This window comes from Streptomyces sp. Z26 (genome assembly GCF_003665095.1).
In the GTDB taxonomy this organism is placed as follows: Bacteria; Actinomycetota; Actinomycetes; order Streptomycetales; family Streptomycetaceae; genus Streptomyces; species Streptomyces phytohabitans.
On sequence record NZ_RCHV01000002.1, the window covers coordinates 2,444,620 to 2,460,155 of the forward strand.

General features: G+C 74.5%; 11 protein-coding genes. 6 read left to right on the forward strand and 5 right to left on the reverse strand.

The genetic code is table 11. The annotated features are described in order from the left end of the window. The first annotated feature begins 201 nt into the window (after nucleotides 1–201). From D7M15_RS10790 to D7M15_RS10805, 4 genes are all read left to right on the forward strand, one after another. Nucleotides 202–1,044 (forward strand): TatD family hydrolase, encoded by an 843-nt coding sequence (locus tag D7M15_RS10790; protein WP_121517309.1) that lies wholly within the window; start codon nucleotides 202–204, stop codon nucleotides 1,042–1,044. A 296-nt stretch (nucleotides 1,045–1,340) separates the two neighbouring features. Continuing rightward, a complete protein-coding gene (locus D7M15_RS10795) occupies nucleotides 1,341–2,423 on the forward strand; it encodes a ubiquitin-like domain-containing protein (protein ID WP_276314447.1) in 1,083 nt (360 codons plus the stop codon). Beyond that, nucleotides 2,420–3,406 carry a 16S rRNA (adenine(1518)-N(6)/adenine(1519)-N(6))-dimethyltransferase RsmA gene (rsmA, locus tag D7M15_RS10800; RefSeq protein WP_121517311.1) on the forward strand — a complete coding sequence of 329 codons (987 nt, stop codon included), beginning with the start codon at nucleotides 2,420–2,422 and terminating at the stop codon, nucleotides 3,404–3,406. The genes D7M15_RS10795 and rsmA overlap by 4 nt, the downstream gene beginning before the upstream one ends. Further along, the gene (locus D7M15_RS10805; RefSeq protein ID WP_121517312.1) at nucleotides 3,403–4,359 is read left to right on the forward strand and encodes a 4-(cytidine 5'-diphospho)-2-C-methyl-D-erythritol kinase; all 957 of its coding nucleotides are present in this window, start codon (nucleotides 3,403–3,405) and stop codon (nucleotides 4,357–4,359) included. Before rsmA ends, D7M15_RS10805 begins: the two co-directional genes overlap by 4 nt. Nucleotides 4,360–4,413: 54 nt before the next feature. Here D7M15_RS10805 and D7M15_RS10810 read toward each other — a convergent pair whose 3' ends face one another. The 4 genes from D7M15_RS10810 to D7M15_RS10825 all read right to left on the reverse strand — a co-directional run bounded on the left by D7M15_RS10810 (nucleotide 4,414) and on the right by D7M15_RS10825 (nucleotide 8,496). Continuing rightward, entirely contained in the window at nucleotides 4,414–5,664 is a 1,251-nt protein-coding gene (locus D7M15_RS10810; RefSeq protein ID WP_121517313.1) for a serine hydrolase domain-containing protein, read from the reverse strand. A 99-nt stretch (nucleotides 5,665–5,763) separates the two neighbouring features. Next, complete coding sequence (locus D7M15_RS10815; protein WP_121517314.1) at nucleotides 5,764–6,552, reverse strand: ABC transporter ATP-binding protein; 789 nt, start codon at nucleotides 6,550–6,552, stop codon at nucleotides 5,764–5,766. Further along, the gene (cbiQ, locus tag D7M15_RS10820; protein WP_121517315.1) at nucleotides 6,549–7,322 is read right to left on the reverse strand and encodes a cobalt ECF transporter T component CbiQ; all 774 of its coding nucleotides are present in this window, start codon (nucleotides 7,320–7,322) and stop codon (nucleotides 6,549–6,551) included. Before cbiQ ends, D7M15_RS10815 begins: the two co-directional genes overlap by 4 nt. A 1-nt stretch (nucleotide 7,323) precedes the next feature. Then, nucleotides 7,324–8,496, reverse strand: coding sequence for an energy-coupling factor ABC transporter permease (locus tag D7M15_RS10825; protein WP_121517316.1), 1,173 nt, complete (start codon nucleotides 8,494–8,496; stop codon nucleotides 7,324–7,326). Nucleotides 8,497–8,942: 446 nt separating this feature from the next. On the opposite strand from D7M15_RS10825, the gene D7M15_RS10830 reads away from it, so the two are divergent. Further along, nucleotides 8,943–9,356 (forward strand): SsgA family sporulation/cell division regulator, encoded by a 414-nt coding sequence (locus tag D7M15_RS10830; protein WP_121517317.1) that lies wholly within the window; start codon nucleotides 8,943–8,945, stop codon nucleotides 9,354–9,356. 114 nt (nucleotides 9,357–9,470) lie between these two features. On the opposite strand, the gene D7M15_RS10835 is transcribed toward D7M15_RS10830, so the two are convergent. Then, the gene (locus D7M15_RS10835) at nucleotides 9,471–11,708 is read right to left on the reverse strand and encodes an MMPL family transporter (RefSeq protein ID WP_121517318.1); all 2,238 of its coding nucleotides are present in this window, start codon (nucleotides 11,706–11,708) and stop codon (nucleotides 9,471–9,473) included. Nucleotides 11,709–11,854: 146 nt separating this feature from the next. Between D7M15_RS10835 and D7M15_RS10840 the strand changes: the two genes are divergently transcribed. Continuing rightward, nucleotides 11,855–15,379, forward strand: a complete 3,525-nt coding sequence (locus tag D7M15_RS10840; RefSeq protein ID WP_121517319.1) for a S41 family peptidase — start codon at nucleotides 11,855–11,857, stop codon at nucleotides 15,377–15,379. Nucleotides 15,380–15,536 lie beyond the last annotated feature (157 nt).

A 15,536-nucleotide genomic window follows, 5' to 3' on the forward strand; every position in this document is an offset into this window, starting at 1 on the left:
GGGGCGGCGGGAAAGCGGGCACGGGCGCGCACACGGCGTACGGGCGCGTTCACCGCGGGGCGTATTTCACCGAAGGTGAGTTTCCTGGAACGGCTCCAGAACGCCTCGGGATGTCCCGGCGACTTCTCCGGGCACTTCCCCAGGAGTTCTCACCCGGGGTCCGGTGAGGGGCGCCGGGCGGCGCCGAATTACCATCGCGGCATGCCGAATTCCCCGCGGGCCGCCGCACAACCGCCCCCGTCGCCCGAACCGCTCCGGGTGCCGGTCGCCGACTCGCACACGCACCTCGACATGCAGGACACGACCGTCGAGGAGGCCGTGGCGCGGGCGGCGTCCGTCGGCGTGGACACGCTCGTCCAGGTCGGCTGCGACCTGGAGCGTTCACGGTGGGCCGCCGAGACGGCCGCCGCGCACGCGTCCGTGCACGCCGCGGTCGCGCTGCATCCCAACGAGGCGCCGCGGTTGGAGGCGGAGGGCGGTCCGGGCGCGCTGGACGCCGCGCTCGACGGGATCGCGGAGCTGGCCGCGCTGCCGCAGGTCCTCGCCGTGGGCGAGACGGGCCTCGACCACTTCCGTACGGGGGACGAGGGGCGGGCCGCGCAGCAGCGGTCGTTCCGCGCGCACATCGAGTTGGCGAAGCGCCTCGGGAAGGCGCTCGTGATCCACGACCGGGACGCGCACGCGGACGTGCTGCGGGTCCTCGCGGAGGAGGGCGCGCCGGAACGCACGGTGTTCCACTGCTACTCCGGGGACGCGGAGATGGCCGAAGTGTGCGCGTCGCACGGCTGGTTCATGTCCTTCGCGGGGAACGTGACGTTCAAGAACGCGCAGCCGCTGCGGGACGCGCTGGCGGTCGCCCCGCCCGAACTCGTCCTGGTGGAGACGGACGCGCCCTTCCTGACGCCGTCGCCGTACCGGGGACGTCCCAACGCGCCGTACCTCGTGCCCGTCACCCTGCGGGCCATGGCGGAGGTCAAGGGCATGACGGAGGACGCGCTCGCGGAGCACGTGGCGGCCAACACGGCGCGGGCGTTCGGCTACTGAGCGCCGGGGGCCGCGGCCGGGACGCCGTACGGAGGCGCTTCCGCGTCACGTACGGCACGTACGGGCAGCGGCCCGACGGACGGCACGTTCGCGACACGGAGTAGTCGTACGACTTTTTCGGGTGACCCTCCCTCCGCTACATTCCGCCCTCGCCGGTGACCACCGGCAGCCGGTCGCGGGCGGGAGTGCGCACAGTGGGCCAGTCGCGGAGAAGTCACCGTGCCGTACGTCGTCGTCCGCGCGCGCGGACGGCGTCCGCACGCCCCGCCGCGCTCAGCGCCGACACCCTCCGGAGGGTGTTGCCGCAAGCGCTGGTGGTGGCGTTCCTGGCGGGCGGCACGTCGGCGTTCGTGGCGCACGACAAGGCGGTCACCCTCACCGTCGACGGCCACCCGCGCACCCTGCACACCTTCGCGGACACCGTGGACGAGCTGCTGGCGGAGGAGGGCGTACGGCCCGGCGCGCACGACACGGTCACCCCCGCGCGCGGTGAACGGCTCGCCAACGGCGAGGAGATCGCCGTACGCGGCGGCCGTCCCGTCGCGCTCACCCTGGACGGTGAACGCCGCACGGCGTGGACCACCGCCCGCACGGTGGGTGCCGCGCTGCGCGAGTGGGGCGTGCGGACGGAGGGCGCGTACGTCTCCGCAGGGCGGCACGCGCGCGTCGACCGTACGGGCACCTCCCTGGTGGTGCGGACCGCGCGGAGGGTGACCGTCCTCGCGGACGGACGGCGGCTCCCCGTGCGCACGAACGCGGCGACCGTCGGTGAGGCCGTACGGCAGGCGGGCGTCACCCTCCGCGGCGAGGACACCCTGTCGGTACCCCGGGACGGCTTCCCCCGGGAGGGGCAGACGGTCACCGTCCTGCGGATCGTCGGTACGGACACCGTCCGCGACGAGCTGATCGGCTTCCGTACGGTGCGCCGCGAGGACCCGCGGTTGAGTCGCGGCACGGAACTCGTGACCCGCGCGGGACGGTACGGCGTGCGGCGCACCACGTACCACCAGCGGACGGTGAACGGCGTCTCCGGGAAGCCGGAACGCGTCGCCACGGAGGTCGTACGGAAACCGCTGCCCCGGCACGTACGCGTCGGCACGGGGGAGCCACCGGCGGGCCCGGCGGACCCGGCGGACGGCGACGGGCCCGACCGGCGCGCGCCGACCGCGTGCGCGTCGGACGTACCGGCCGACGCGGGGCAACCCTCGGGCCCGTACGGCGGTCTCCCCCGGACCGGCACCCGCGACTGGCGGGCCCCCGACGACGAGGGTGGCACCCGGCGGGCGCACGCGGCGGAACAGGGCCCGCGGGCCGGGAAGCCGTACGTGCCACAGGGGGCGGCCGAGTGGCCGGTGTGCGCCCGTAAACTGCACCGGTGAGCGCACCCCCCGACCCCTCCGACAGCCCGGAACCCCCCGGTTCCCTCCTCGGCCCCGCGGACGTACGCGAACTCGCCGCCGCCCTGGGCGTACGCCCGGCCAAGCAGCGCGGCCAGAACTTCGTCATCGACGCGAACACCGTGCGCCGCATCGTGCGGACGGCAGGGGTGCGGCCCGACGACGTGGTGGTGGAGGTCGGGCCGGGCCTCGGCTCGTTGACCCTCGCGCTGCTCCAGTCGGCCGCGCACGTCGTCGCCGTGGAGATCGACGAGGTGCTGGCGGAGGCGCTGCCCGCGACCGTCGCCGCCCGGCTGCCGTCCGCCACGGACCGCTTCGCGCTGGTGCGTTCGGACGCGATGCTCGTACGGGAACTGCCCGGCCCGCAGCCGACGGCGATGGTCGCCAACCTCCCGTACAACGTGGCGGTGCCGGTCCTGCTGCACATGCTGGAGACGTTCCCGGGCCTCGAACGCACCCTGGTGATGGTGCAGTCGGAGGTCGCGGACCGGCTGGCGGCGCCGCCCGGCTCGAAGGTGTACGGGGTGCCGTCCGTGAAGGCGGCGTGGTACTGCGAGGTGAAGCGCGCGGGGGCGATCGGGCGGACGGTGTTCTGGCCGGCGCCCAACGTCGACTCCGGGCTCGTGTCGCTGGTGCGGCGCGACCCGCCGGAGACGAGCGCGCCCCGCGAGGAGGTGTTCGCGGTGGTGGACGCCGCCTTCGCGCAGCGCCGCAAGACACTGCGCGCGGCGCTCTCCGGCTGGGCGGGCTCCGGGGCGGAGGCGGAGGCGGCGCTCGTGGCCGCCGGGGTCTCCCCGCAGGCGCGCGGGGAGTCGCTGACGGTGGGCGAGTTCGCGCGGATCGCGGAAGCGCGTCCGCGCGCGCGGACGTCGTCCGGGGCACGCACGGAGGACGGAAAGGCACGGGACGGACAACGGCGCGACGCACAGGGGCGGCGCGCGCGGGGCGGGGAAGGCATCGCATGACGGACGGCTCCGTGACCGTACGGGTCCCGGCGAAGGTCAACGTGCAGCTGGCGGTCGGCGGCCTCCGCCCGGACGGCTTCCACGGGTTGGCGAACGTCTTCCTCGCCGTCGGCCTCCACGACGAGGTGACCGCCACCCCCGCGGACTCGCTGCGGCTCACCGTCGGCGGACCCGACGCCGCCGCCGTGCCGCTGGACGGCACGAACCTGGCGGCACGCGCCGCGCGCGCGCTCGCCGCGCACCACGGCCTGGCGGCGCCGGGCGTGCACCTGCACCTCGCCAAGGACATCCCGGTGGCGGGCGGGATGGCCGGGGGCAGCGCGGACGCGGCGGGCGCACTCGTCGCCTGCGACGCCCTGTGGGGCACCCGTACGCCGCGCGCCGAACTCCTCGCCCTCTGCGCGGAACTGGGCTCGGACGTGCCGTTCAGCCTGCTGGGGGAGGCCGCGTTGGGCCGCGGGCGCGGCGAGTTGCTGACGCCGCTGCCGGTCGGCGGCACGTTCCACTGGGTGTTCGCGGTCGCGGACGGCGGGCTGTCCACACCGGAGGTCTACCGGGAGTGCGACCGGCTGCGCGCGGCGGCCGGTACGGGCGCCACCGTGGACGCCGTACCGGAGCCGGAGCCCTCCCCCGCGCTCCTCGCCGCCCTCCGGGACGGCGACAGCGCGGCCCTCGCCGCGGCGTTGTCGTCCGCGGGCGCGGGCGGCGGCTCGTCCAACGACCTCCAGGCGGCGGCCCTTTCGCTGCGCCCGTCCCTCGCCGACACCCTCAAGGCGGGCACCGCGGCGGGCGCGCTCGCCGGGCTGGTCTCCGGCTCGGGCCCCACCTGCGCGTTCCTCACCGGCGGCGCGGCCGAGGCCGAGGCGGTCGCCGCCGCCCTGGCGGAGTCGGGCACCTGCCGCACCGCCCGCCCGACGACGTCACCGGCGCCGGGCGCGACGCTGCTGCCCTGAGCCGTACGGGCCGCACGCCGCACCGGGGGCGCCCCTGGTGCGGCCGGGACCGCGTCAGCCCGTCAGGCAGCCGCGCAGCGCCCGTACGAGCGCCTGCGCGCGCGGGTCCGAGGTGACGGAGCGCTGCATGCCCGACGTGACGTACGCGAACGAGACGCCGGTGCCCGGGTCCGCGAACGCCAGCGAGCCGCCGCGCCCCGGGTGCCCGAACGACCCCTCCCCCAGCATCGGGGAGGCCGGGCTGTGCAGCATGTAGCCGAGTCCGAAACGGGTGTTCACCATCAGCACCCGGTCCGGGCCGCCGGACTCCTGCGCCCTGGCCTGCGCGAGCGTCGCCGGGGTGAAAAGGCGCCGCCCTCCGTCGACTTCGCCGATCAGTGCCGCGTAGAACGCGGACAGCGCGCGGGCGGTGCCGACGCCCGCCGAACCCGCGAGACCGCCGGCCAGGTACGCGGGGTGGTTCTCGTCCATCGCCCCCGCGACGCCCGCCCCGGGCGCCGCCTCCGCGCCGGGCGCCGACAGGGCGATCGCTCCGAATGCCCGCCGGGTCAGCGACTCCGGGTCCCGGTACGCCGCCGCCACCTCCGGCTTCGCCCGCACCCGCAGCCCGCGCCCCGGCGCGCGTTCCGGCACCGGGGCGTGCACCACCCGCGCGACGCCCGGCACCCGGGACGCGGGCAGCCCCAGCCACAGTTCCAGGCCAACCAGCGGCGCCGCCACCTCCTCCGCGAACCACGTGCCGAGGGTGCGTCCGGTGACCCTCCGCACGAGTTCGCCGAGGAGCCAGCCGTACGTGTGCGGGTGGTAGCCGTGCGCCGTCCCCGGCGCCCACACGGGCGCCTGTGCCGCCACGGCGCGCGGCCCGGTGACACCGTCGACGGCCTCGGCGGCGGTGAGCGGCCGGTCGAGCAGCGGCACGCCCGCGCGGTGCGACAGCAGATGCCGTACGAGCGCCCGCTCCTTGCCGTTCGCCTTGAACTCCGGCCAGTACGTGCCGACGGGCGCGTCCAGGTCCAACAGCCCGCGCTGGTGCAGCAGGTGCGGTACGGCGGCGGCGACGCCCTTCGTGGCGGAGCGCAGCATGACGGTGGTGTCCGCGGCCCACGGTTCGACCGGTGGGTCGGCGTCCGCGGGCAGGTCCGGCGCGAGCGGCTGCCGGACACCGCCCCACAGGTCGACGACGGGGTGCCCGTCGCGGTGCACGGCGAGTGCCGCGCCCGTGTCGCCGCGTCGGGCGAAGTTCACCGCGAACGCGTCCCGTACCGCCTCGAAGCCCTCCGCCACCGTGCCCTGCACGTCCACCACTGCCTGCCCCGATTCCCCGTCGTTCCGCTGCCGCTGCCCACCGGCCCGTACGGCACCGCACCGCGCGCCCGCGCGCCCGTGCCGTACCCGCCCATGCTGCTACGTGCCCGGAACGCGCACCGAGCGGGGGTCGAATCCGAACGGCAGCTCCAGCCGGTGCGCCCGCATCAGCTCCTCGTCGCACAGGAGGTCGCGGGTGGCGCCGTCCGCCGCGATCACCCCGTCGCTCAGCACGACGGAACGCGGGCACAGCTCCAGGGCGTACGGCAGGTCGTGCGTGACCATCAGCACCGTGAGGTCGAGGTCCCGCAGGATGGTGGCGAGTTCACGGCGGGAGGCCGGGTCGAGGTTCGAGGACGGCTCGTCCAGCACCAGGATCTCCGGGCGCGTGGCGAGGACCGTGGCCACCGCGACGCGGCGCCGCTGCCCGAACGACAGGTGGTGCGGGGGGCGTTCGGCGTACGCCTCCATGCCGACCCGGGTGAGCGCGTCCCGTACCCGCGCCTCCAGCTCCGCGCCGCGCAGCCCGGCGGCGGCCGGGCCGAAGGCGACGTCCTCGCGGACGGTGGGCATGAACAGCTGGTCGTCGGGGTCCTGGAAGACGATCCCGACCATGCGCCGCACCTCGGCCAGGTGCGCGCGGTCGACGGGCAGCCCCGCGACGGCGACCGTCCCGGCGCCGGGCGCGAGGATGCCGTTGAGGTGCAGCGCCAGGGTGGTCTTTCCCGCGCCGTTCGGGCCGAGCAGCGCGACGCGTTCCCCGCGCGGCACGGTCAGGTCGACGCCGAACAGCGCCTGGTGCCCGTCCGGGTACGCGTACGCGAGGCCGCGCACCTCCAGCGAGGGCGGGGCGGCGGGGGCCGGTGGTCCGGGTTCCGGGGGGCTCATCTCAGCAGCCATCCTGCCAGGCACACGGCGAGCGCCGCGGCCGGGAGGACCGCCGTACGCGCCCACTGCGCGCGTGTGGCCGTCACCTCGTCGATGACGGGCACGGTGCCCGTGTAGCCACGGCTGAGCATCGCCAGGTGCACCCGCTCGCCGCGTTCGTAGGAGCGGATGAACAGGGCACCGGCGGACTTGGCGAGCACACCCCAGTGCCGCACGCCGCGCGCCTCGAAGCCACGGGAGGCGCGGGCGACGCGCATGCGGCGCATCTCGTCGGTGATCAGGTCGCCGTAGCGGAGCATGAACGACGCGATCTGCACCAGCTGCGGTGGGAGACGCAGCCGCTGGAGGCCGAGGAGCAGCGCCCGCAGCTCGGTGGTGGCGGCGAGGAGGACGGACGCGGCGACGCCGAGGGTGCCCTTGGCGAGGACGTTCCAGGCGCCCCACAGGCCCGGTTCGGAGAGCGACAGGCCGAGCCACTCGACGCGCGGGCCCTCCGCGACGAACGGCAGCAGCACGGCGAACGCGACGAACGGCACCTCGATCACGAGCCGCCCGAGCCACGTGCGGAACGGGACCCGGGCCAGCCGTACGACGGCCGCCAGCAGCAGCGCGTACGCCGCGAAGGCACCCACCGCCTCCCGTGGCGTGGACACGACGGCGAGGACGAAGCACAGGACGGCGACGAGCTTGCAGTGCGGTGGGAGGGCGTGCACGGGTGAACTCCCGCGCACGTACAGCCCGCGCGCGTGGCCCGCGCCGCCGGAACCCACCTCAGTGCCCGTCGCGGTCCGCGCCGGAGGCGGAGGCGGCGGGCGCGGGGGCGGACGCGCGGCGGCGGCGTACGACGACGAACACGCCCGTGCCGACGGCGAGCGTCGCGCCGACGCCGATCACCCCGGCGGTGCCGCCGGACAGCCGGGTGTCGGAGATGTCCGCCACGCCGTAGTCGGCCAACGGGGAGTCCGCGAGGCCGTGTTCCTCGGCCTGCTCGTCGATGCCCTGGTCGGCGGCGACCTTCTCCAGCCCGTCGGGGTCCGCGGAGGCGTAGAAGCTCACCACGCCCGCGCACACGAGGGCGGTGGCGAGCCCGGCCAGCCACACGCGGCGGGTGGACCGGCCGCGTACGGGGGCGGGCACGGCGGCGGGCTCCGCCGGGACGCCCTCCGCCGGAGCGCCCTCGGCGTCCGCGCGCGCGGCGTCCTCCGTGGTGGCCGCCGTGCCGCCGCCCGGGACCGCCGCCGTGACGTCCCGCAGCACCAGCGGCGCGGTCACCCCGCGCGCGCCGTACACCAGGTCGGGGCGTACGGAGAGGACCGCGCCGACCGTCAGCGCCGTGATCGCCGCCTCCCCCAGGCCGATCAGCACGTGCACGCCGACCATGGCCGTGAAGACCTTGCCGAGGGACACGTCCGCGGTGCCGCCGAGGGCGTACAGCGCGGTGAAGGCGACGGCCGCCGCGGGCACGGACACCAGCGCGGCGGCGAAGGCGGCGCCCGTCACGGCCCCGCGCCCCCGCGGCAGCACCCGTACGAGCGCGCGGAACAGGCCGTACGCGACCGGGACCGCGACCACGGCCATGTCCGTGATGTTGACGCCGAGGGCGGTCAGGCCGCCGTCCGCGAAGAGCACGCTCTGCATGAGCAGGACGACGGACACGCAGAGCACGCCCGTGTACGGGCCGACGAGCACGGCGGCGAGCGCGCCGCCCAGCAGGTGGCCGCTGGTGCCGCCCGCGACGGGGAAGTTGAGCATCTGCACCGCGAAGACGAACGCCGCCACCAGCCCGGCCAGCGGCGCCGTGCGCTCCTCGCCGAGGCCGCCCGCCCCGGCCGGGCCCGCCAGCTCGCGGCGGGCTCCGCGCAGGGAGACGGCGACCGCACCGGCCGCGACGGCGCCCGCGGCGAGCGAGACGGGTGCGTCGATGAATCCGTCGGGGACATGCATGACGGGCTCCGCTTCGTCGGCTTGTCGGGTTCGTCGGCTTGTCGGGCAGGGGCGGCCGTGTGGCCGGGGGCGTCGCTGGCGCGCGCCGGAGCACGCGGGAGGGGCTCGGGGAACGGGCACGGGGCGCGCGGCGCGAGGACGTGCGCGGCCCGTACGGCAGGCGGGTGAACCGTCCCATAGTAGTAGGCACCTGCGAGAGGGTTGCAAGAGCGCGATTCCCACAGCAGTCGCCCGGCATCCCGAATGGAAATACCCCTGGAATATGCCCGGAGTCAGTAGCAGAATCCGATTTGGGACTGTCATGTGGCGCAGCTCACGCCACCCCGCTCGTGACTGCCGTGCCGTGTCGAGCGTCTGAGGAAGGAGGGGGTACGCACCATCAGGAGGTACGCAGCCGACGGCGGGCGCCCCCGCCCCACGCCGTCACACACCCGGAGGAGCCGACGATGCACGGAGTCATCGAACAGCACGCGCAGGCCCGTCTCATCGCCCGTGCGAACGACGCCCGGCCCCTCTCCACGACGCTGCGCTACGACACCGGCGACCCCCTCGCCGTCCGCGCCGTCTTCCCCGCCGACGCCTCCCTCGACGGCGCCGAGGTCGCCTGGGTTTTCTCCCGCGACCTGCTCGACGCCGGTACGGACGCACCGGCGGGCGAGGGCGACGTACAGCTGTGGCCGTGCGGCCCCGCCCACACGATGCTCGAACTGCACACGGCGGACGGCGTCGCCCTGGTGGAGCTGCGCAGCAGCGACGTACGGCGCTTCCTGGAGCGCAGCTACGCGGCCGTCCCGCGCGGCCGGGAGCAGCCCGCCGCCGGGCTGGACACCGGCCTCACGGACCTGCTGCGCGGCGTCTGAGCAGCGGCCCCCGGAGCCGGCACCGGACCACGGACCCCGGCGGGCCCGGACACACGCGCGGAGCCGCCCGCACGGTACGTGCGGACGGCTCCGGTGTCGGACCCTGCGCGGGTGTCAGACCTTGCTCGACTCCTGCCGCGGCACGATGAGCGTCGGGTGGTCCTTGAGACCCTCACCGAACTCGTGGCGCAGCTTCTCGCCCTCGACGTCGACGTTCGGCAGCACCTTGTCCAGCCACTGCGGCAGCCACCACGCCTTGTCGCCGAGCAGTCCGAGGACCGCCGGGACGATGGCCATGCGCACGACGAACGCGTCGAAGAGGATCGCGATGGCCAGACCGAAGCCCATCATCTTGATCACGGAGTCCCCGGCACTGATGAAGCCCGCGAAGACGGCGATCATGATGACCGCGGCCGCCGTGACGACGCGCGCGCCCAGCTTGAAGCCGGAGGTGATGGCCTCGGCGGCGTTCTCACCCCGTACGTACGCCTCCCGCATGCGCGTCACGAGGAACACCTCGTAGTCCATCGCCAGACCGAAGATCACGCCGACCATGAAGATCGGCATGGTGCTGGAGATCGGCCCGGTCTGCTCCACGCCGAAGAGGTCCGCCGCCCAGCCCCACTGGAAGACCGTGACCACCGCGCCGAGCGCGGCCAGTACGGACAGCAGGTAGCCGAGCGCCGCCTTCAGCGGCACCAGGATCGAGCGGAAGACCAGCATCAGCAGGACGAAGGCGAGACCGACGACCAGTGACAGGTAGGGCACCAGCGCGTCGTTCATCACCTGCGAGAAGTCGATCGCGACGGCAGTGGAACCGGTGACGAACAGCCGGGTGTCGGAGTCGTCCGCGACGGACCCGACCTCGTCGCGGAGGTCGTTGACGATGGTCTTGGTGTCCTCGTCGGCCGGGCCGGTCTCCGCTACGGCGGTGAGGATGGCGGTGTCACCGCTCTTGTTGACCGTGACGGGGCTGGCGCTGACGACGCCGTCCACGTCCTTGACGGCCTTCTCCACCTGCTGGGTGGCGTTCTTCGCGTCGTCGCTCCCGCTGATGTCCATGACCAGCAGCAGCGGACCGTTGAAGCCGGGACCGAACGCGTCCGACAGCATGTCGTACGCCTTGCGCTGCGTGGTGTGCTCCGGCTGGCGGCCGTCATCGGGTAGCCCCAGGGCCATGCTGCTGACCGGGAGGGCGATCGCCACGAGGCCCAGCACGGACACCGCGAGCACCATCAGGGGACGGCGCAGCACGAACTTCGCCCAGCGGGCACCCGCCTGGAGCCGCTGGCCGAGAATGGGCCGGGGGACACCGGTGCGCGGGTTGGCCTTGCGGGCCTTGGTGCTGAAGATGCGCTTGCCGACCATGCCCAGCGCGGCGGGGACCAGCGTGATCGCGACGAGCACGGCCACGATCACGGTGCCGGCCGCGGCCAGACCCATCTTGGTCAGCAGCGGGATGTTGATGACCACCATGCCGGACAGTGCGATGACGACCGTGAGACCGGCGAAGACCACGGCCGAACCGGCCGAACCGACCGCGCGCCCCGCGGCCTCCTCCTGACTCTGGCCCTCCATCAGCTCGGCACGGTAGCGGGCGGCGATGAAGAGGGCGTAGTCGATGCCGACCGCGAGGCCGATCATCAAGGCCAGCGTCGTGGTGGTGGCGGAAAGGCCGAAGGTCGTGCCCAGCGCCGCGATGAAGGAGACTCCGATCGCGATGCCGATCAGCGCGGTGATCAGCGGCAACCCCGCGGCGACCAACGAACCGAAGGTGAGGAAGAGGACCAGCGCGGCCACGGCGACACCGACGATCTCGCCGCTGCCCATCTCCGGCTGGACCATCAGCGCGTCGCCGCCGGTCTCGACGGTGAGCCCGGCGTCACGGGCCTGCTGGGCGACGTCCTCGATGCCGTCGCGGGTGGCGTCCTCCAAGTCACCGCTCGGTACCTTGTAGACAACCGAGACGTAGGCTATGTCGCCCTTCTCGCTGATCGCTCCGCTGTTGGGAGCGAACGGGTCGCTGACCGAGGCGGTCTGCTCACCCTTCAGCGCCTTCCCCGCCTTCTCGATGGCGGCCCGGTGGTCAGTGGCGGTGATCTTCCCACCGTCGGGCGCCTTGAAGACCATACGGGCACCGGCCCCGTCGGCCGACGCTTCGGGGAAGCGGTCGCTCATCACGTCGAACGCTTCCTGGGATTCCGTACCGGGCAGCGCGAAGTCGTCGCCGGGCGCCGGACCCGCGCTGGAGGCGGCGACCCCCGAGCCCATGAGCAGCGCCACCCACACGAGGGCGACGATGCGGCGGCGCCGGAAGGCGAGCCTGCCTAGTTTGTACAGAAGAGTGGCCACGAGGCTGGTTCTCCGGTCTCGGGTCGCAGGGGCAAGGGCAGTCCACCTCAACAGACTCCAACTCTTTCGTGGTTGGGGTGCCCTTTGAAGCGGATGAGAGCCAAGTCACAGGTTGCCTCAACGTAAATGCCCAGAAGAATGGGAGGGTGACCGAAAGCGGCGCTTATCTCCGGTTCCCCCACCTCCATGGCGACCTGCTCTGTTTCAGCGCTGAGGACGACCTGTGGGTGTCACCACTGGCCCCTTCCGGAGCCCCCGGAGGGGCCGGGCCGGACCGTGCGTGGCGGCTCACGGTGGACCGTACCCGCATCGGGCACCCCCGCTTCTCCCCGGACGGGCGGTACATCGCGTTCACCAATTGGCGGAGCCTCGACCCGGAGATCCATCTCGCGCCCGTCGCGGGCGGTCCGGCCCGGCGGCTCACGTACTGGGGCTCGGCCGACACCCGCGTCTGCGGCTGGGCGCCGCCCGACGCCGAGGGGCGTACGGACATCCTGGCCGTCGCCTCGCACGGGCAGCCCTTCTCGCACTTCACCTGGTCGTACCGCGTGGCCCTCGACGGCGGTCCCGGCAGCCAGCTGCCCTGGGGGCCGGTCGCGCACGTGGCGCTGGCGGAGGGCGGTACGGAGGACGGTACGGGGAGCGGTACGGAAACGGGCGCCGGGAACGGTGACACGGGCGGGAGCGGTACGGCCGGGGGCGGCGTACGGCGCACGCTGCTGCTCGCCGGTACGCCGCCGCACGAGCCCGCCGCCTGGAAGCGGTACCGGGGCGGCGCCACCGGCCGCCTGTGGCTGGACGGCGAACAGCTGCTGCCGGACCTGGGCGGGCACCTGGACTGCCCCATGTTCGTCGGTGGCCGGATCGCGTTCCTCTCCGACCACGAGGGCGTCGGCAACCTCTACTCCTGCCTGCCCGACGGCACCGGTCTGCGCCGCCACACCGACCACGCCGACTTCTACGCCCGGCACGCCGCCACCGACGGCGACCGCGTCGTCTACCAGTGCGCGGGCGACCTCTGGCTCGTCGACGACCTCTCCCCCACGGGCGTCCCGCGCCGCCTCGACGTGCGCCTCGGCGGCCCCCGCGCGGGCCGCCGCACGTACCAGGTGCCCGCCGCCTCCCACGTCGACTCCCTCGCCGCCGACCACACGGGGCGCGCGAGCGCGGTGTGCGTGCGCGGCAGCCTGTACTGGCTGACGCACCGCGACGGGCCCGCCCGTACGATCTCCGACACCCCGGGCGTACGGGTGCGGCTGCCGGTGATGCTCGGCGGGACCGGGCAGATCGCGTACGTCACGGACGCGGCGGGCGAGGACGCGATCGAGATCGCGGACCTGCCGCGCGCGAGCCGCCCCAGCACGCCCCGCCGCCTGGCCGCCGGACGGCTCGGCCGCGTACGGGAGATGGCGGCGGCGCCGGACGGGGAGTCGATCGCGGTGGCGTCGCACGACGGGCGGCTGCTGCTGGTGGACGTGACACCGCCGGGCGAGGGCGGCGGCGCGGTCCCCGACACCCTCTACACGGCCTCCGCGCGCACGGAGGCCACGGAGTCCGCGGAGGGAGCGCGTTCCGGGGACCCGACGGACGGCGAAACCGTGCGCACGGACGCGGAAAAGGGCGCCGGGCGGGGCGCGGACGCGGGTGACGTGGGCGCCCCCGTCACCGAGGTGATCCGTTCCGTGAACGGCCCGGTCCACGACCTCGCCTTCTCCCCGGACTCCCGCTGGCTGGCGTGGGCCCACCCCGGTATCGGGCGCTCCCTGAGCCAGATCAAGATCGTGCGCCTGGGCGGCCGCCGCACGGTCCTCGACGTGACCGACGGCCGTTTCGAGGACGAGCAGCCGGTGTTCACACTCGACGGCCGCTACCTCGCGTTCCTCTCCTGGCGCGGCTTCGACCCCGTGTACGACGTGCACACCGGCGACCTGTCGTTCCCGCTGGGCTGCCGCCCGTACCTGGTGCCGCTGTCCTCCGCGACCCCCTCCCCCTTCGCGCTGTCGGCCGACGGCCGGCCCGCCGCCGGGGGCCTGGACCCGCAGGACCACGCGGCCGAGAGCGGCACGGTGCTGGTCGAGGCGGAGGGGCTGGCGAGCCGGGTGACGCCGTTCCCGGTGGCCGCGTCCAAGTACGCGTCGCTGCGGCCCGTGGCCGGGGGCGGCCTGATCTGGCTGCGCTACCCGATCTCCGGCGCGCTCGGCGAGACCTTCGTCAACCCGGCCGACACCTCGGGCCGCCCCACGCTGGAGCACTTCGACCTCGTACGGGCACGGCGGACCGAACTCAGCGGCTACGTCGACTGGTTCTCGCTCAGCGGCGACGGCAGCAGGCTGGTCGTCAACGACAGCGGCGACCTGCGCGTGATCCCCTCCGACGAGCTGGCCGACGCCGACTCCACCACCCCGCTCGACCTGCGCCGCATCCTGCACGAGGTGGACCCGGCTGCGGAGTGGCGGCAGGCGTTCGACGAGGCGGGGCGGATCATCCGGGCGTACTTCTGGGAGCCGCACATGTGCGGCATCGACTGGGACGGCGTACTGGCGCAGTACCGGCCGCTGGTCGAACGGGTCGCGTCCCCCGACGAGTTCGCGGACCTGCTGCGCGAGGTGACGGGCGAGCTGGGTACCTCGCACGCGTACGTCACCCCCGCCCGCCGCAACGAGGGCCCGCCGCACTACCAGCGCGCCATCGGGCTGCTGGGCGTCAACCTGTGCCGTACGGAGGCGGGCGAGTGGCAGATCGCGCGCATCCTGCCGGGCAACTCGTCGGACTCCCGGGCCCGTTCGCCGCTGGCCGGTTCGGGCATCCGGGAGGGCGCCACGCTGACGCACGTCGACGGGCGCCCGGTCGACCCGGTGACCGGGCCCGCGCCGCTGCTGTCGGCGGCGGGCGGTACGACGGTGGAGCTGACGTTCTCGCGCCCCGACCCGGAACGGCCGCCGCGCCGCGTCGCCGTCGTACCGCTGGTCGACGAGCGCCCGCTGCGCTACCAGGACTGGGTGGCCCGGCGGCGCGAGGTCGTCCGCGAGCTGAGCGGCGGCCGCTGCGGCTACCTGCACATCCCCGACATGGGCGGCTCGGGCTGGGCGCAGTTCAACCGGGACCTGCGGATGGAGGTGTCGCGGCCCGCGCTGATCGTGGACGTACGGGGCAACGCGGGCGGGCACATCAGCGAACTCGTCGTCGAGAAGCTGACCCGCGTGATCCTCGGCTGGGACCTCACCCGGGACGCGCAGCCCGTGAGCTACGCCAGCAACGCGCCGCGCGGACCCGTCGTCGCGCTCGCCGACGAGGCGACCTCGTCCGACGGGGACATGATCACGGCGGCGTTCCGGCTGCTGCGGCTGGGGCCCGTGGTGGGGAGCCGTACGTGGGGCGGCGTGGTGGGCATGACCGGGCGGCACCGGCTGATGGACGGCACGGTGATCACGGTGCCGATGAACGCGGCGTGGTTCGACGGGTACGGCTGGTCCGTCGAGAACCACGGCGTGGCACCGGACATCGAGGTGCCGCGTACCCCGCTGGACTGGGCCGAGGGCAACCACACGCTGCTGCGCACCGCCGTGCGCACCGCCCTGGAACGGCTGGCGGAGCAGCCCGCCGCCGTGCCGCCCGACTACGGCGACGCCCCGGACCTGCGCCGCCCACCGCTGCCGCCGCGCGACGGCTGAGGCGGGTGCGGCGGACCGGGCGGGTGGGGCGAACCGGCGTACGGGGGCGGAGAGTTCGAGCGGCCACCGCGCGCCACCTTCGTACCACTCTGATCCGAAATGCACATGGTTGAGCAGCATGTCAGGCTGGTCCTGTCCCACCCCTTTCCCAGTCTTG